The organism is Bradyrhizobium sp. LA2.1, from assembly GCF_040547725.1.
Lineage (GTDB): Bacteria > Pseudomonadota > Alphaproteobacteria > Rhizobiales > Xanthobacteraceae > Bradyrhizobium > Bradyrhizobium barranii.
Map to the genome: position 1 here is coordinate 353094 of NZ_JBEPQI010000002.1, position 17036 is coordinate 370129.

The window sequence follows — 17036 nt, forward strand, 5'->3', positions numbered from 1 at the left end:
TCCCGGACGCGGCGCAGCGTGTGACGCTGCTCCGCAGAGCCGGGACCCAGAAAGCGACACAGTACGGTGCGGGGAGATGGCCCCGGCTCTGCAGCGCATTGCTGAAGGAGCGCTGCGCCGCGCCCGAAGAACGGGCGCGTCCCTAACTCGGCAGCGGCGGCGGGCTCGCGGGCTGCTCAATCGGCGGCGGGGAGGGCGGCTGCTCGGCCGTCGGCGCGGGCTCCAGCTTGACCAGCGGCTCCACCTCATTACCGCCCTTGTAGACGCGGGCGTAGCGGTGGCCGAGGCTGGTCAGCACCTCGTAGCCGATCGTGCCGAAATGATGCGCGAGCTCGTCGACGGTGATGCCCTCGCCGAGCAGCGTCACCATGTGGCCGCGCCGCGCCGCATTCGGGGCCAAGTCGGTGATGTCGATCGCGATCAGGTCCATCGAAACGCGGCCCGCGACCGGGCAGCGCTTGCCGGCGACAACGACCTCGGCGCCGCGGGTGCCGTCATTGGAGCTGGCGGCGCGGAAATAGCCGTCGGCATAGCCGACTGCGATGATTGCGAGTTTTGTCGGCCGCCGCGCGGTCCAGGTACCGCCATAACCGACGCTCTCGCCGCGCTCGACATTGCGGGTTTGCACGATGCGCGCCTTGAGGTCGACCACGGGCTGCATCGGGTTGTCGGCCTCAGGCGTCGGGTTGACGCCGTAGAGCGCTGCGCCCGGCCGCACCAGGTCGAACTGGAAGGGCGCGCCGAGGAAGATTCCGGAGGAATTGGCAAGCGCAGCCGGCACGCCGGAAAATTCGCTGGCGATACTGCGGAAGGTTGCCAGCTGTTTTGCATTCACGGGACTGTTGAGCTGCTCGGCCGAGACCAGATGGCTCATCACCAGCGTGATGCCGTGATCGCCGGCGTTGATGCGGGGGATGATGGCCTGCGCGTCCGCAAGCGTCAGCCCGAGCCGGTTCATGCCGGTGTCGATGTGAACAGCGGCGCCTCCGGTCCAGCCGGTGCGGCGGCAGAACACGTCCCATTCGGCAAGCTCGTTGAGATCGCCGATCACCGGCCGGCAATTGATCCTGGCGTAGTGCTCGCCGGTGTTCTGGAAATAGCCGCCGAGCACGTAGATCGCGGCCTCCGGCACGGCTTCGCGCACTGTGCGCGCTTCCTCGATGGTGGCGACGAAGAAGGTCTTGCAGCCGGCCTTGCTCAGGGCCCGCGAGACCTGCGCGGCGCCGCAGCCATAGGCATCGGCCTTGATCACGGCCGAGCATTCGGCCGGCACAGCCGTTTTCTCGAGCTTGCGCCAGTTGGCGATGATGGCGTCGAGATCGACGGTGAGCACGCCGCCATAGGCTGCGAGCGCGGCAGCCTGATTGGCCTCCGCGGAGAGGAGGCCGGATTGCGGGATCATTTTCGGGTCGGACGCCATTGTCATGGCGCCGTTTTACGCAAGAGGCCGGTCTGGTTCAAGGAACTCAGTAGTCGTTGCCGCTGCGAACCGGCAACTGACTGTCAGGCGCGAGGTCGCCGAACCTGGTGACCGAGGCTTCGAACGCCAAATCGACGGTGCCTGTCGGGCCGTGACGCTGCTTGCCGATGATGACCTCGGCCTTTCCGTGCGCAAGACTCATGTCAAGCTGCCACTTCTCGTGTTCGGGCGTGCCGGGGCGGGGCTCCTTCATCGCGAGGTAATATTCCTCGCGGTAAACGAACAGGACGACGTCGGCGTCCTGCTCGATTGATCCGGATTCACGCAAGTCGGAGAGCTGCGGCCGTTTGTCGTCGCGGGATTCGACTTGGCGTGAGAGCTGGGACAGCGCGATCACGGGAACGTTGAGCTCCTTGGCGAGCGCCTTCAGGCTGGTCGTGATCTCCGTGATTTCCTGTACTCGGTTGTCACTCCGCTTGCCGGATCCGGAGAGCAACTGGATGTAGTCGATCACGAGGAGATCGAGGCCCTTCTGCCGCTTCAGCCGGCGCGCGCGTGCCATCAGCTGCGCGATCGACAGGCCGCCGGTCGCGTCGACATAGAACGGCAGCGACTGCAGCTCGATCGAGACTTCCCGGATCTTGTCGAAATCGGCTTCCGAGATGCCGCCGCGGCGGATGTGGGAGGAGGGAATGCCGGTGCGCTCGGCGACGATACGCGTGGCGAGCTGGTCGGCCGACATTTCGCAGGAGAAGAAGCCGATCACGCCGCCATTGGCGGCCTTCATGGTGCCGTCAGCCTGGACCTCGCCGACATAGGCCTTGGCGACGTTGTAGGCGACGTTGGTCGCCAGCGAAGTCTTGCCCATGCCCGGGCGTCCGGCCACAATGATGAGGTCGGAGTGCTGGAGGCCGCCCATCTTGGTGTCGAGGTCGCGCATGCCGGTCGAGATGCCGGACAGCTTTCCATCGCGCTGGAACGCTTTGGCCGCGAGATCGACCGCGACCGCCAACGCCTGCGAGAATTTCTGGAAGCCGCCGTCATAACGGCCGGATTCGGCGAGTTCGTACAGGCGGCGCTCGGCGTCCTCGATCTGCGCCCGCGGCGCGAAGTCGACCGGCGCGTCATAGGCGACATTGACCATGTCCTCGCCGATGCCGATCAGGTCGCGTCGCAGCGCCAGATCATAGATGGTGCGGCCGTAGTCCTGGGCGTTGATGATGGTGGTCGCTTCCGCCGCGAGCCGCGCCAGATATTGCCCGATGGTCATGCCGCCGACATCGGTGTCGGCCGGGAGGAACGTCTTCAGCGTGACGGGCGTGGCGATCTTGCCCATCCGGATCAGGCTGCTGGCCGTCTCGTAGATGGTCTGATGCAGCGGCTCGAAATAATGCTTCGGCTCGAGGAAGTCGGAGACGCGGTAGAAGGCGTCGTTGTTGACCAGGATCGCGCCGAGAAGGCTCTGTTCCGCCTCGATATTATGCGGCGCGCTCCGATACGCCGGAGTTCCGGGCTCGGGCGCGAGTTTGAGGACGTTCGAATCAGTCAGGGCCATGGTCGAGCGTTAGCAATTTTCTGGGGCGGATACGGGGCCGGGATAAAGCGCCGCCTCAGGCCAAAGCGGAAGCAAAAGCTGACCGCTATCAACCGCTCAGTTAAAATGGTGGATGATTGGCAGCCGCGGCACGCGCCGCGCTTGACGGTTTTTGCGGAACTCGCCCGTCCCGGAAGCGGCCGTGACCGCGCCACGGAAAACTCCGGGTGACATGAACCTAATGGATTGGCGCGCAGACGCATCAAGAAGCGCGCGAAATGACGCACGCCGGGAGCTTTGGGCTCGGATTCAGACCAGCAGGAGGTAGACCAGCGCAACCAGGGCCGCTCCGACGCCGGTGGCGATCAGGGCGTAATCGGTGCGGAGGTCGTCCTGCACGTCGAATGAGGTTTGGGTCCGCTTGCTCATGGCGACGGTCTAAGCCGGGCCCGACGAGACTTATGTGAAACAGATCACATCTCCCCGGATTCTTTCGGGGTACGACCCGGAACAGGAAGGCGGGCGGGGGGTTGTCTCCCGCCACCAGGGAACGAGGCGAGCGATGCGGCCAGAACGGCAGCAGAATTGGCGAAGCGAGGCGGCCAGCCGGCTTTGGCTGTCGGGCCTCATCGCGGCCATGCAGCACGCCGAGCGGCCCGAAGTGCGGCGCGAGCCGGTCTCGCCCGAGACCCTCGCGGACCTGCGGGCGCAACTGGCGTTGACAGCCTCTTTCCGATCGTCCCAGATCTCGACCCTGCGTCATTAGGATTCATTCACCAACCAGCGTCAGGCCCGGGTTCGGCGCCGCCTTCGCGCGCACGATGACGGGTGTCTGCGGCGTCGTGACTTTGCGACGATGTGCCGCTTCCGACAAGCGACGCGTCGTCTCACGAGGCCACCGGCACTCGAACAAACTGCAGCGCTATTGCGCTGTGATCACAGCCGATATTCCAAAAGCGCTTAATCACATCCTTGCGTGTGGAGGCTGCTTCCATTCGCGGCTCAATCCGTTAAAAGGTGACCCGCCGCGGCGCCCTATGCCGGCTGCATTCGCGTAAATTCAATGGAGATGATGGGAATGTCGAGCCGAGCGCTCAGCCTCGCGACGGTATTGCTTCTGATCGGCTTCGGCGCGACCGATACCGTCCTTGCGCAGGCGACGAACCTCGAGGCCGGCAAGGCCCCATCCCAGCTTTTCGCGCAGACCTGCAGTGCCTGCCACAAGAGCCCGCGCGGTCTGTTGAAGACGGTGGCGCCGGGCTCGCTGCCGGGCTTCCTGCGTCAGCACTACACGACCAGCTCCGATATGGCCGGCGTGCTCGCGTCCTATCTCGTCTCCAACGGTGCCACCGACACCCGCTACCAGTCCAAGGACGGCAAGGACAAAAAGGACGGCGCCAAGGAGAAGGAAGCCAATACCGCGCCTGGCCAGGCGCCGGAGCATCAGGGACGCCGCCAGCGCTCCCAGGAAACCGCCAAGCCGGATGGCGAGGGTGCCGCTCCCGCGCCGGAGGGCGCGCGCCAGAAGCGCGCGGCACGGCCACCCGAGGAGGGATCGAAGGAAGGTGCGAAGCCCGAGGGCCAGGCAGCGCCCGAGGGACGCAAAGCCAAGCGTCGCGCCAAGCCCGGGACCGAGGAAGCCCCGAAGGTCGACGCCGCCGCGCCGGCCGTTGAAGACAAGAAGAGCGAGCCGAAGGCCGAGCCCAAGTCCGACACCAGGCCCGACACGGCCAAGGTCGAGCCCGGCCGTGACGAGGCGAAGCCCGAGAACAAGCCGGCGGAGAAGCCGGCTGAGGCCAGGCCGGATAGTGCCAAGGTCGAGCCGCGCGGCAGCGATACGCCGGCGCTGCGGCCCGATCCGGTACCGCAGGTCACGCCGGCTGCACCGTCTGCCGCCGCGAAGCCCGCCGAGGCCAAGCCGGCGGAGGAGGCTGCTCCCAAGCCGGCCGCGAGCTCCGAACCGGCAACCAAGCCGCTGGAGCCTGCGCCGCCCGCGACCGCTGCGGCTCCGCCCGCGGCGGGGCCAGCCGACTCGTCCGGTCCGCCCACACCGCCGATTTCGCGCTAAGCGAGCCAGATTTTCCGTCGATTTGCGAAGGCCGCACGCATCGCGGCCTTCGCATCGTCTTGACCGCAATTAGAGCGTTACTCTAGAGTGGTGCTCCAGGAGGCGTCGATGACGACGAGCGTGCGTGACGACCTGTTGGCGGCCGGGCTTTTCGTGTTCGACCGCGTCGGCTTCGAAGCCGCGACGGTGGCCGCGATCCGCGCCCGGGCACGCGCCTCCAACGGCAGCTTCTTTCATGTCTTCGGATCGAAGAAGGAACTGGCGGGCGCGCTGTTCCTGGAGGTGCTGCGGCACTATCACGCCGCGGTGCTGGCCGCGCTCGATCCGATGCCGAGGGCCGGGCAGGGCATCGATCGGTTGATCCGGGCCCATCTCGACTGGGTGGTGTCGAGCCGACGCGAGGCCCGCTATCTCTTCGAGATATCGCGCAGCGAATGGAGCGAGGACGTCCGCGACGCTCAGCGCGCGCAGAATGCGCGCCTTGCCGAAGGCATCGAGCGCTGGCGCGCGCCGCTGGTTGCCGGCGGCGAGCTTTTGCCGATGACGCCGGTGATGTTCGTCAGCCAGCTCATCGGCCCTGCCCAGATCTTCTGCCGCGCCTTTCTCTCGGGACGTGACCGCGCCGATCCGCGCAGCGAAGCCGACACGCTTGTCGCCTGTGCCATCCGTGCGCTGCGCCCGCCCGATCGCATCCACAAGCAATAGGAGAAGCCGCATGCGAGCCGAAGCAGATCCCGAATTCGCAGCCGTAGCCGAGCGCATCCACGCCAATGTCGGCCGTCAGGGTTTTATAAACCTGGTGGGCGCCGAGCTCTCGGAATTGTCGCGCGGCACCTGCACGATTGCGGTCGCGCGCCGGCCCGAGCTGCTCCAGCAGCACGGCTTCTTCCATGGCGGCGTCACCGCCTTCCTGGTCGACAACGCCACGACGATCGCAGCGGCGACCTCGCGCGGCCAGCCGGCGTTGACGGCGGAATACAAGCTCAATCTGTTGTCGCCGGCGGTCGGCGAGAAGCTGATCTGCCGGGCCAGGGTGATCAAGCCGGGCCGCCAGGTCTCGGTGGTCGCGGCCGACGTGTTTTGCGTCAACGACGGTGTCGAGAAGCACACGGCAACTGCGCTCGCTTCGATCGCGATGCTGAGCGAGGACGTCGCCGCGAAAACGAAAAGCCCGGCCGCCTGAGGCGGCCGGGCGTCGCAACCTGCGCGAACGCGGGTTTACTTCTCGGTCTCGTCCGCAGCCGGCGCCGGCTCGTCGTCCTGCTGGGCTTCCGGATCGAAGAACTCGCCGGCGGCGGCGATCGCTTCGGCGGCCGCATCGCGGTCCTCGTTGCGGGTCGAGATGTCCTCGCCGCGGTTGATGCGCTCGGCCTCGTCCTGGCTGCGCGCAACCGTGACGGAAACCTCGACCTCGACCTCGGGGTGAACGGCGACGGTGATGGTGTGCTTGCCGATGGTCTTGATCGGCGCGTCGAGCTGCACTTGCGGGCGCTCAAGCGAGACACCGTCGGCTTCGAACGCAATGACGACGTCGCGCACCGTGACCGAGCCGAACAGTTGGCCGGCTTCGGAAGCCTGACGGATCACGATGATGTTCTTGCCTTGGATCTTCTCGGCGACCTTGGACGCCTCGCCCTTGGACTGGAGGTTGCGAGCCTCGAGATCGGCCTTCATGCCGTCGTACTTGGCGCGGTTGTCGGCGGTGGCGCGCAGCGCCTTGCCGCGCTTGAGCAGGAAATTGCGGGCATAGCCGTCGCGAACCTTCACGACTTCGCCCATCTGGCCGAGCTTGCTAACGCGTTCCAGCAAAATGACTTCCATATTCGTTCTCCTTTGAAGTGTTGAGTGAGTTGGGTTTTGGGGTTGAACTTAAGAGGTCGGCAGCGGCGGTGGCTGGCGGCTGCGCAGGAAGCGCTCGCGGAAGCCGAACACGGCATCCGCAAGGCCGAGGATCACCATCGCGATGACGGGCCAGCCGAACACCACGACGACGGCATAGGTCGAGCCGAGCCAGAAGGTGCGGCTCTTCAGCGCCAGCGTCAGCGTGTGCAGCACGGCAAAACCGGTCAGCGCATAGCCCATCATCAGCGCTGCCGTCGTGATCTGCGCGACCATGGCGAGCAATCCGCCGGTGAAGCAGAACGCGAGCGCGATGCAGAGCGCCACCAGCGTCATCGGCGGCAGCTCGGCCGTCATCATGTCCGGCCACGGACGCAGCAGGCGGCCCGATGTCGCCGTTATCTTGCCGCTGAGCCAGAGATTGAGGGTGAGCGTCATCATCGCGACGATGGTGGCGGCGGCCGGGGCGATGAGCACCAGTGCGTCGACGAACTGACCGGCTTCGCCCGATGTCTGCGGGTCGGCGGTGCGGAGCAGGCGCATCAAGCCGCGCCGCAGCGTGCCGGTGATGGTCTCGGCGTCTGTGCCGAGCGTGAGCAGGGCGGCGATCGTGGTCAGCGCGGCGAAGCCCGCGATCCACAGCAGGATGCGGCCGACCGGATACCATTCGAGCTCGGGCTCGGCCGGCGGCTCGGTGGCGGCTTCCGGCGCGACGGGTCCGACCCGCCGGCTGAGCAGGACGAGATGGCCGAGCCACCACGCGGGCAGCGCGACGGTGACGGCAAAGGCGATGCAGTAGGGCAGGCCGAACAGGGCCCCGAGGCCGATCGCAGCGGCGATGCCGCCGAGGCTCGCGCAAAGCGGGCCCCAGCCGATCGAGGCGACCATCAGCGGCAGCGGCGCGAGATAGAACAGGACGAGCGAGATCAGCGCGCCCGACACGATCGAGGCGAACATCAGGGCCGACGCAGCGCCGGCGATCAGAGCTATCAGTCCAAGAGTCATCATCAGCTGTCCCGCTCCCTTCGAGCGGTTAGAGGCATCTCGCCCCAACCATCGGCGACCGGACGACCCGGAAGCCTTATGAAATCAAAAAAGCGCGGCCGGCGGCGATGTCGCCGCCGGCCGAATTCGTCTTAGCGAATGACGTAGGGCAGCAGGCCCAGGAACCGCGCGCGCTTGATGGCGCGGGCGAGCTCACGCTGCTTCTTGGCCGACACCGCGGTGATGCGGCTCGGCACGATCTTGCCGCGCTCGGAGACGTAGCGCATCAAGAGCTTGGAGTCCTTGTAGTCGATCTTCGGAGCGTTTGCGCCCGTGAACGGGCAGCTCTTGCGACGACGGAAAAACGGACGGCGTGCACCAGCTTCAGCCATTGATCTTACTCCGCATCCGGCGTTGTCGTTTCAGCTTCGTCGCGCGGACGGCGCGGACCGCGGTCACCGCGGAAGCCACCACCGTCGCGATCGCCGCCACGGAAACCACCCTCGCGGTCGCCACGGAAGCCACCGCCTTCGCGATCGCCGCGGAAGCCGCCGCCACGGTCGTCACGCTCGCGGTCGCGGTCAGCCTTGCGCATCATCGCCGACGGGCCTTCCTCGAGCTCCTCGACGCGGACGCTGAGATAGCGGATCACGTCTTCGCTGATGCGCTCCTGGCGCTCGATCTCGGCGATCGCCGCGGACGGCGCGTCGATGTTGAGCAGCACGAAGTGCGCCTTGCGGTTCTTGTTCATGCGGTAGGTGAGGGAGCGAACGCCCCAATTCTCGGTCTTGGTGACCTTGCCGCCGAGACCCTCGACGATGCCGGTCATCTGCGCAGTCAGCTCTTCGACCTGCTGCGTGCTCGCGTCCTGGCGCGCGAGAAAAACATGCTCATAGAGAGCCATAATGGTCCTTTCCTCATGTTGGCGCATCGCCCGGCGTCAAGCCCTTAAGAGGCCTTCGGAAAGGACTCTGGGATTAAGCTCAGAAGGCGGAAACACGGGACGACGGGCCGACTGGCCCTGCCACACCAAAATCACGAATGATTTGCTGAGACCGTCCGTTCAGCTCCCGGCCGGGGTCTGCGGATGGCGCGCTTATACGGATTTTGGCCGGCTTTGCAAGGTTGGAGGCCGTGCTTTCGGCCCCGGATGGTTCCGGTGCGGGCAGCGGGACCGGTCCTCCCGGACCATACCAGCTTGATTTATTTGTTTGTATAGCATACAAATAAATCAACGCAGAGGACCCCAATGGCGGAAAAGTCGGTCCATGAGCCGTTAGAGGCGGCTGGCGACCCCAAGCATGCGGCACGGGCCACACGTTCGGCCGGCCGCAAGATGCGGTCGCTGCTGCTGGATGCGGCGAGCCCGCTGTTCAGGGATCGGGGGCTGTCCGGCACGGCCATCACCGACATCGCCGCGGCCGCGGACGCGTTCCCGAGCCAGATCACCTATTACTTCCGCACCAAGGAGGCGCTGTTCGTCGAATGCGCCTGCCGCGAGCTGCTGTATCTGGCGCGGGCGACGGAGCAGGCGGCGCTGAAAGCGCGCACGCCGCGGGACTACACCCGTGCGCTGGCCGAGTCCGTGACGGCAAGCGATTCGGTCGCCTTCTTCGCCGAGGCGCTGACGCTGACCCGGCGGCGCCAGGATCTTGCGCCGCTGGTCGAGCGCACCATCGAGCGCCTGCACGGTGAAGGCGCACGCGCCTATGCGAGCCAGGTCGCGCGGCACGGCTGGCGCTCCCTGCGTGCGCCCGACGAAAGCTCGCGGCGGTTCTGGGCCGTCGCCATCGGCGTCATTCTCGAGGGGTACGCGATGGGCCGGTCGCCGGATGAATTGTGCGCCGAGATGCTGCGTGTGCTCGGCGAGCAGGCGAAATCAGCCAGCGACGCGGCGCGGCTCCGTCTGGTCGACGAGCGCGACGCATCTGGCAGTTCGAATGAGGAGGGTTAGGCCATGACCGCACTTCGCATGCGTGCCCGCGATTTCCTGACCGACGACCAGCTCGCCGACGTGCGCCAGCGCGTGACCTGGAAAGGCGCCGCGCTGATCGCCCACGCCTGGGCACTCATTGTCGCAGCGATCGCTTTGGTGGCGTGGTGGCCCAACCCGATCACCTACATTCTCGCCGTTGCCATCATCGGTTCGCGCCAGCTCGGGCTCGCGATCCTGATGCATGATGGCGCGCATGGCTGCCTGTCCGCTGACGAGAAGACCAATCTGGCCCTGAGCCAATGGTTCTGCGCCTATCCTCTCTTCGCGGAGACGCGCAGCTATCGGCGCTACCACCTTCAGCATCACGCGCGCACCCAGCAGGAGGACGACCCCGATCTCGTGCTGTCGGCGCCGTTTCCGATCACCAGGCTGAGCTATCGCCGCAAGTTCATTCGCGACATCACCGGGCAGACCGGCTACCAGCAGCGCAAGGCGCAACTGCTCAATGCGCTCGGGCCGAAGGACTGGACGTTGCGGCAGCGCGCGGCGCATTTCTGGGAGAAGCTCGGCCCGCAATGCCTCGCCAATGCCGCGATGTTCGCTGCGCTTGCGGCAGCCGGCGTGTGGTGGGCCTATCCGCTGCTATGGCTGGTGCCGCTGTTGACCTGGATGATGGTCATCACCCGCATCCGCAACATCGCCGAGCACGCCGTCGTGCCCGACAGCAGCGATCCCTTGCGCAACACCCGCACCACGCATGCGAATTTCCTCGAGCGGCTGTTCATCGCGCCGTACTACGTGAACTATCACCTCGAGCATCATCTCTTGTTCTACGTGCCCTGCTACAATCTGCCGAAGGTGCATCGCCTGCTGAGTGCGAGCCGGCACGCCGGCCGCATGGAGGTGCAGCCGGGCTACGCCGCGGTGCTGCGGCTGGCGACCGCGAAGCCGGACCGGGATGACCGGCCGGGGCAACTCGTGAACAGCGCGCGCCGCGCGCAGGCAGGGGCGGCGGTCGACGCCAATCAAACCAATGGTGGATTCTAGGGCTAGCATTCCCCGTCGAATCCCGGGCGAAGTTCCTATCTTGGCTTGACATTCCGGCCCCGGACAGTGTCTACGGCCCCCTTTGGAGCATGATCCGGAACCATGGCCTAAGGCCGTGCGTCATCGGCTGCCGGTTCTCGCAGGGATCACGCCCGACAAGCAGGGAGCGCCATGACGGCAGCATTCACATTTCCGGGGCAGGGGTCCCAGGCGGTTGGCATGGGCAAGGCCCTGGCCGACGCCTTTCCGGTGGCGCGCGCCGTGTTCGACGAGGTCGATGCCGCGCTTGGGGAGAAGCTGACGGCGATCATCTGGGATGGTCCGGCAGAAACGCTCCAGCTTACCGAGAACGCCCAGCCGGCGCTGATGGCGGTATCTGTCGCCACCCTGCGCGTGCTGGAGGCCGAAGCCGGGTTTTCCGTGGGACGGGACGCGGCCTTCGTGGCCGGCCACTCGCTCGGTGAATATTCGGCGCTGGCCGCGGCCGGCAGCCTGACGATCTCGGATACCGCGCGGTTGCTTCGCACCCGCGGTCTCGCAATGCAAAAAGCCGTGCCGGTCGGCGCCGGTGCGATGGCCGCTCTCCTTGGTCTCGACTACGAGGCCGCCATGGAGGTCGCAGGCGAGGCGGCACAGGGCCAGGTCTGCCAGGCCGCCAACGACAATGGCGGCGGGCAAGTGGTCGTCTCCGGCGACAAGGCTGCGGTCGATCGCGCCGTCGAGATCGCCAAGACCAAGGGTGCCAAGCGCGCAATGCTGCTGCCGGTGTCCGCACCGTTCCATTGCAAGTTGATGCAGCCCGCCGCCGACGCCATGGCGGAGGCGCTGGCGAAGGTCACGATCAAGGCGCCGGCGGCGCCGCTGGTGTCGAACGTGCTGGCGAGCGCCATCAGCGATCCCGACGAGATCCGTCGCCGCCTGGTCGAGCAAGTCACCGGCACGGTGCGCTGGCGCGAGTCGGTTGCCTATATGGCAGGGCAGGGCGTCAACCGCTTCTTCGAGATCGGCGCCGGCAAGGTGCTGTCTGGTCTCGTCAAGCGCATTGCGGACGGCGCCGTCGGCGTGTCGGTCGGTGGTCCCAACGACATTGCCGCTGCCAAGGATGCATTGGCCTCTGCGAAGCAGGCCTGAAGGAGTTTTTCAATGTTCGACCTGACTGGCAAAAAGGCGCTCGTCACCGGCGCGACCGGCGGCATCGGCGGCGCGATCGCGCAGGCGCTGCACGCGCAGGGTGCTACCGTTGCGATCTCCGGAACGCGCAAGGAAGTGCTGGATGAACTTGCCGGCAAGCTCGGCGAGCGTACCCATGTGCTGCCCTGCAATCTCTCCAAGGCCGACGAGGTCGAGGCGCTGGTGCCCGCTGCGGAAGCCGCGATGGGGCAGGTCGACATTCTCGTCGCCAATGCCGGCATCACCCGCGACAATCTCTTCGTCCAGCTCCGTGACGAGGACTGGGAGGAGGTCATCAACATCAATCTGACCTCGACCTTCCGCCTGGCGCGCGCCGCGACCAAGCTGATGATGCGCAAGCGCTTCGGCCGTATCATTGCCATCACGTCGATCGTCGGCGTCACCGGCAATCCCGGGCAGGGCAACTACACGGCATCGAAGGCCGGCCTGATCGGCATGATCAAGACGCTCGGTGCCGAATACGCCAAGCGCGGCGTGACCGCGAACTGCATCGCGCCGGGCTTCATCAAGACGCCGATGACCGATGCGCTCAACGACAAGCAGCGCGAGACGATTCTGGCCAAGGTTCCGGCTGCCCGCCTGGGGACGCCGGAGGACATCGCAGCCGCCGCCGTCTACCTGAGTTCGAACGAAGCGGCCTACGTCACGGGACAAACCATCCACGTCAACGGCGGCATGGCCATGATCTGACGTCTCCTTCCGCACTGCCCACAAGGGCGGTGCGGGATGCGGCAAACGGCCGTTTCCGGTGCGAAATGAGGCTTGTAGTCAAGGCAGTTGAAGTATGATAACCGGACGCTCAACGGATGGGCAAAGAACGCCATTGCAGGTTTTTGAAACCCTGTATATTGGCGATGCGGAGCCTTGGCCGTCTCGCCGGGCCTGCATCGGTTAAGATGGGGCCAATCAAAGTTCGTAAGCGAAGGCAGTCAACGACCACGACGGCTCGTATCGTCCCGGGGGGTCGGGTCTACAGGGAACAACACGAGGTTATGCAATGAGTGACATTGGCGAGCGGGTTAAGAAGATCGTGGTCGAACACCTTGGTGTTGAACCCGAGAAGGTTGTCGACGCTGCGAGCTTCATCGACGACCTCGGCGCCGACAGTCTGGACACCGTCGAGCTGGTGATGGCGTTCGAAGAAGAATTCGGTTGCGAGATTCCGGACGACGCCGCGGAGACGATTCTCACCGTCGGCGACGCCACGAAGTTTCTCGAGAAGAACGCGAAGAGCTAAGGCTCTTCATTTTCGCGGGGACAACATTGAAACCGGACGGGCCGCTGACCAGCGGTCAGCCGGTTTCTTGTTATTGGCCGTGAATCTTTCGATGCGGAGTTTTCGAATATGAGGCGGGTTGTCGTCACTGGTCTCGGCATGGTGTCGCCGCTCGGCTGCGGCGTCGAACCGACCTGGAAACGCATCCTCAACGGCGAAAGCGGCGCACGCAGGATCGAGAGCTTCGATGTCTCCGATCTTCAGACCAAATACGCCTGCACCGTCGTGCGCGGCGACGGCACGAACGATACTTTCAATCCCGATACCTGGATGGAGCCGAAGGACCAGCGCAAGGTCGACGACTTCATCATCTTCGGCATGGCCGCAGCCGGCCAGGCGCTCGATGATGCCAACTGGCATCCCGAGACCGAAGAGGACAAGTGTGCGACCGGCACCATGATCGGTTCCGGCATCGGCGGCCTCACCGGCATTGCCGAAACCGCGATCCTCCTGAAGGAGCGCGGACCGCGCCGGGTGTCGCCGTTCTTCATTCCGGGCCGCCTCATCAATCTTGCCTCCGGCTACGTCTCGATCGCGCACGGCCTGAAGGGGCCCAACCATTCGGTGGTCACGGCCTGTTCGACCGGTGCACATGCGGTCGGCGACGCCGCCCGTCTGATTGCGCTGGCCGATGCCGACGTCATGGTTGCCGGCGGCGCCGAGTCGCCGATCAGTCGTATCGGCATTGCCGGCTTCAATGCCGCGCGCGCGCTCTCGACCGGCTTCAACGAAACGCCCGAGAAGGCATCGCGCCCCTACGACAAGGACCGCGACGGCTTCGTGATGGGCGAGGGCGCCGGCGTCCTCGTCCTGGAAGAACTCGAGCACGCTCAGCGTCGCGGCGCCAAGATCTACGCCGAGGTGATCGGCTACGGTCTTTCGGGCGATGCCTATCACATCACCTCGCCGTCGCCCGATGGCGATGGCGGCTTCCGCAGCATGGCGGCAGCGCTCAAGCGCGCCGGCCTCACGGCATCCGATCTCGACTACATCAACGCCCACGGCACCTCGACGCCGCTCGGCGACGAGATCGAACTCGGTGCGGTCGAGCGGCTGCTCGGCAACGCCGCTTCCAAGGTCGCGATGTCCTCGACCAAATCCTCGACCGGCCATCTCCTTGGTGCCGCCGGCGCGATCGAGGCGATCTTCGCCATTCTCGCGATTCGCGATAATGTCGTGCCGCCGACCATCAATCTGGACAATCCGTCGGTCGAGACTGCGATCGATCTCGTGCCGCACATTGCGAAGGAGCGCGAGGTCAACGTCGCGTTGTCGAATTCTTTCGGTTTTGGCGGTACCAACGCGTCGGTGATCTTCCGCCGCCTGGTTCATTAGTTTGCGTTTGAAACGAATCCACCGTTTTGCCGTATTCGGCGATAGTCATACCCCGTGGGCGCGTGCATTGGCTCGGCAAGCGATTGCCTGGCCGCGATTGAACCGGCAGGATTCAGGTTGCTTCGATGAGTGAAAGGCCGCCCATTTCGCCCCGGAGTCCGCGGGCAGCGCTGGAGCCCGAGCAGGTTCCGCCGCCGCCGAGGCGATCGGACCGGGCGCGCAATCCCTTCGTGATCGTCGGCAACGCCATCATCACCCTTCTGCTGATCGCCATGTTGGGCGCCGGCGGCGTCTACTATTACGGCCGGCAGTTGCTCGAGGCGCCGGGGCCGCTGAAGGAAGACAAGATCGTCAACATCCCGCAGCGAGCCGGCAAGCGCGACATCGCCGAGACGCTGAACCGGGAAGGCGTGGCCGACGTCAATCCCTGGGTGTTCATCGCCAGCGTCGCCGCGCTGAAGGCGAGCTCGGACCTGAAGCCGGGTGAATATTCGTTCCAAAAGAACGCCTCCTTGCGCGACGTCATCGCCACCATCGTCGAGGGCAAGGTGGTGCAGCATTCCGTCACGATCCCGGAAGGCCTGACCTCCGAGCAGATCGTGGCGCGGCTGTCCGACAACGACATCTTCACCGGCAGCGTCCGCGAGTTGCCGCGTGAAGGCACGCTGCTGCCCGAGACCTACAAGTTCCCGCGCGGGACCCCGCGCGATCAGGTGATCCAGCGCATGCAACAGGCGCACAAGCGCGTGCTGGCCGAGATCTGGGAGCGCCGCAGCCAGGACATTCCGGTGAAATCGCCGGAACAACTGGTGACGCTGGCCTCGATCGTCGAGAAGGAAACCGGCAAGCCGGACGAGCGCAGCCGTGTCGCCGCCGTATTCGCCAACCGGCTCAAGCAGAAAATCAAGCTGCAGTCCGATCCGACCATCATCTACGGCCTTGTCGGCGGCAAGGGTACGCTCGGCCGTCCGATCAAGCGCAGCGAGATCACGCAGCCTTCGCCCTACAACACCTATGTGATCGAGGGACTGCCGCCCGGCCCGATCTCCAACCCCGGCCGCGCCTCGCTGGAAGCCACCGCCAACCCGGCCCGCACCCGCGACCTCTATTTCGTCGCCGACGGCACCGGCGGGCATGCCTTCACCGAAACCTACGACGCGCACCAGAAGAACGTCGCCAAGCTGCGCGCGATGGAGAAGCAGATCCAGAACGACACGGTCGAGCCGGTCGAGGATGCGCAGCCGCCGGCAGCCGCCGCGCCCGGCGCTGCCGCGGATCCGCCGACCGCGACCACGCCGACGCGGCCCAATCAGCAGAAAAAGCCGCCAGCCGCTCGCCCCGCTGGTCCCGCGCCCGCCCGCCAGGGCGCGGTGCAGCCGTCGCCGCCGGTGGTCCAGCGCTAGTTCGCGCAGACCTGCCTGCGGGACTTTGCGGATTCCACTTTCCTGCAAAATAGTCTTAAGATTCGCGTGGCCTGATGGGCCTCGCGAATCCTGAGTTTCCGGAGAAATTGACCTGATGGCGCTGTCGTCCATGACCGGCTTTGCCCGAAGCCACGGCGCTAGCGGGCCGTATACGTTCGAATGGGAATTGAAGTCGGTCAACGCCAAGGGCTTTGACCTCAGGGTGCGGTTGCCGCAGGGCTTTGACGAGCTCGAGGCCCACGCCAAGAAACGCGCCGGCGAGCTTCTGTCGCGCGGCACGGTCTACGCCAATCTCAACGTCAAGCGTGCCAACGCCGCAGCCTCCGTCCGCGTCAACGAGGACGTGCTCAATGCCGTCCTGAAGGCGGCCGCGATGATCGCCGGCAAGGTCGACGCGGTCGCGCCGAGCGTCGACGGCCTGCTCGCCATCAAGGGCGTCGTCGAGGTCGCCGAGCCCGAGGGTGACGAGGAGGAGGACAAGGCCGCGCGTGCCGCCGCCGCGGAGGCCTTCGACAAGGCGCTCGCCGATCTCGTCGAGATGCGCAAGCGCGAGGGCACGTCGCTCGGGCAGATCCTGACCCAGCGGGTCGACGAGGTCGAGGTGCTGGCGCGGAAGGCGGAAGCCGCGCCGGGCCGCAAGCCCGAGGCGATCAAGGCGAGGCTCGCCGAGCAGATCGCAACCCTGCTCGACACCTCCGACCGTTTCGATTCCGACCGCCTGATGCAGGAGGCGATCCTGATCGCCACCAGGGCCGACATCCGCGAGGAGCTCGACCGCATCGCCTCCCACATCGCACAGGCGCGCGAGCTGATCGGCAAGGGCGGCCCGATCGGCCGCAAGCTCGACTTCCTGGCGCAGGAGTTTCACCGCGAGGTCAACACCTGCTGCTCGAAGTCGAACGACATCGAGCTGACCAATACGGGCCTGGCCATGAAGAACGTGGTCGAGCAATTCCGCGAACAGGTCCAGAATCTGGAGTGA

The 17036-nt window shown here is 65.8% G+C and carries 18 protein-coding genes; 12 read left to right on the forward strand and 6 right to left on the reverse strand.

Translation table 11 applies throughout. The features are described 5' to 3' along the window. Positions 1-142: 142 nt before the first annotated feature. Positions 143-1420 carry an alanine racemase gene (alr, locus tag ABIB95_RS04620; RefSeq protein WP_354238155.1) on the reverse strand — a complete coding sequence of 426 codons (1278 nt, stop codon included), beginning with the start codon at positions 1418-1420 and terminating at the stop codon, positions 143-145. Between the two features lie 46 nt (positions 1421-1466). Beyond that, complete coding sequence (locus tag ABIB95_RS04625) at positions 1467-2975, reverse strand: replicative DNA helicase (protein ID WP_063983703.1); 1509 nt, start codon at positions 2973-2975, stop codon at positions 1467-1469. A gap of 442 nt (positions 2976-3417) precedes the next feature. Between ABIB95_RS04625 and ABIB95_RS04630 the strand changes: the two genes are divergently transcribed. The 4 genes from ABIB95_RS04630 (at position 3418) to ABIB95_RS04645 (ending at position 6205) form a co-directional block, all read left to right on the forward strand. Next, the gene (locus ABIB95_RS04630) at positions 3418-3720 is read left to right on the forward strand and encodes a hypothetical protein (protein WP_223153592.1); all 303 of its coding nucleotides are present in this window, start codon (positions 3418-3420) and stop codon (positions 3718-3720) included. A 312-nt stretch (positions 3721-4032) separates the two neighbouring features. Further along, on the forward strand, positions 4033-5022 hold the full coding sequence (locus tag ABIB95_RS04635) for a hypothetical protein (protein WP_354238050.1): 990 nt from the start codon (positions 4033-4035) through the stop codon (positions 5020-5022). Between the two features lie 108 nt (positions 5023-5130). Then, positions 5131-5727, forward strand: a complete 597-nt coding sequence (locus ABIB95_RS04640) for a TetR/AcrR family transcriptional regulator (RefSeq protein ID WP_231144888.1) — start codon at positions 5131-5133, stop codon at positions 5725-5727. A 10-nt stretch (positions 5728-5737) separates the two neighbouring features. Beyond that, a complete protein-coding gene (locus ABIB95_RS04645; RefSeq protein WP_354238051.1) occupies positions 5738-6205 on the forward strand; it encodes a PaaI family thioesterase in 468 nt (155 codons plus the stop codon). A gap of 35 nt (positions 6206-6240) precedes the next feature. On the opposite strand, the gene rplI is transcribed toward ABIB95_RS04645, so the two are convergent. The 4 genes from rplI to rpsF form a co-directional block, all read right to left on the reverse strand. Continuing rightward, entirely contained in the window at positions 6241-6843 is a 603-nt protein-coding gene (gene rplI, locus ABIB95_RS04650; protein WP_063983702.1) for a 50S ribosomal protein L9, read from the reverse strand. A 48-nt stretch (positions 6844-6891) separates the two neighbouring features. Further along, positions 6892-7869: a YybS family protein gene (locus tag ABIB95_RS04655; RefSeq protein ID WP_071914673.1), complete on the reverse strand. Its 978-nt coding sequence runs from the start codon at positions 7867-7869 to the stop codon at positions 6892-6894. Positions 7870-7997: 128 nt separating this feature from the next. Next, positions 7998-8237 carry a 30S ribosomal protein S18 gene (rpsR, locus tag ABIB95_RS04660; RefSeq protein ID WP_007592020.1) on the reverse strand — a complete coding sequence of 80 codons (240 nt, stop codon included), beginning with the start codon at positions 8235-8237 and terminating at the stop codon, positions 7998-8000. Positions 8238-8242: 5 nt separating this feature from the next. After that, the gene (gene rpsF, locus ABIB95_RS04665; RefSeq protein WP_014495806.1) at positions 8243-8749 is read right to left on the reverse strand and encodes a 30S ribosomal protein S6; all 507 of its coding nucleotides are present in this window, start codon (positions 8747-8749) and stop codon (positions 8243-8245) included. A 345-nt stretch (positions 8750-9094) separates the two neighbouring features. Between rpsF and ABIB95_RS04670 the strand changes: the two genes are divergently transcribed. The 8 genes from ABIB95_RS04670 (at position 9095) to ABIB95_RS04705 (ending at position 17036) form a co-directional block, all read left to right on the forward strand. Next, a complete protein-coding gene (locus ABIB95_RS04670; protein WP_354238052.1) occupies positions 9095-9799 on the forward strand; it encodes a TetR/AcrR family transcriptional regulator C-terminal domain-containing protein in 705 nt (234 codons plus the stop codon). 3 nt (positions 9800-9802) lie between these two features. Further along, positions 9803-10828, forward strand: a complete 1026-nt coding sequence (locus tag ABIB95_RS04675) for a fatty acid desaturase family protein (RefSeq protein ID WP_354238053.1) — start codon at positions 9803-9805, stop codon at positions 10826-10828. Positions 10829-10999: 171 nt separating this feature from the next. Further along, positions 11000-11959 carry an ACP S-malonyltransferase gene (gene fabD / locus ABIB95_RS04680; protein ID WP_085402904.1) on the forward strand — a complete coding sequence of 320 codons (960 nt, stop codon included), beginning with the start codon at positions 11000-11002 and terminating at the stop codon, positions 11957-11959. A 12-nt stretch (positions 11960-11971) separates the two neighbouring features. Continuing rightward, complete coding sequence (gene fabG, locus ABIB95_RS04685) at positions 11972-12709, forward strand: 3-oxoacyl-[acyl-carrier-protein] reductase (protein WP_028147729.1); 738 nt, start codon at positions 11972-11974, stop codon at positions 12707-12709. Positions 12710-13016: 307 nt separating this feature from the next. Next, a complete protein-coding gene (locus ABIB95_RS04690; RefSeq protein WP_008130699.1) occupies positions 13017-13256 on the forward strand; it encodes an acyl carrier protein in 240 nt (79 codons plus the stop codon). A gap of 108 nt (positions 13257-13364) precedes the next feature. Then, positions 13365-14630 (forward strand): beta-ketoacyl-ACP synthase II, encoded by a 1266-nt coding sequence (fabF, locus tag ABIB95_RS04695; protein ID WP_354238054.1) that lies wholly within the window; start codon positions 13365-13367, stop codon positions 14628-14630. A 125-nt stretch (positions 14631-14755) separates the two neighbouring features. Continuing rightward, positions 14756-16033 carry an endolytic transglycosylase MltG gene (mltG, locus tag ABIB95_RS04700; RefSeq protein ID WP_354238055.1) on the forward strand — a complete coding sequence of 426 codons (1278 nt, stop codon included), beginning with the start codon at positions 14756-14758 and terminating at the stop codon, positions 16031-16033. A gap of 115 nt (positions 16034-16148) precedes the next feature. Beyond that, on the forward strand, positions 16149-17036 hold the full coding sequence (locus ABIB95_RS04705; protein WP_063983695.1) for a YicC/YloC family endoribonuclease: 888 nt from the start codon (positions 16149-16151) through the stop codon (positions 17034-17036).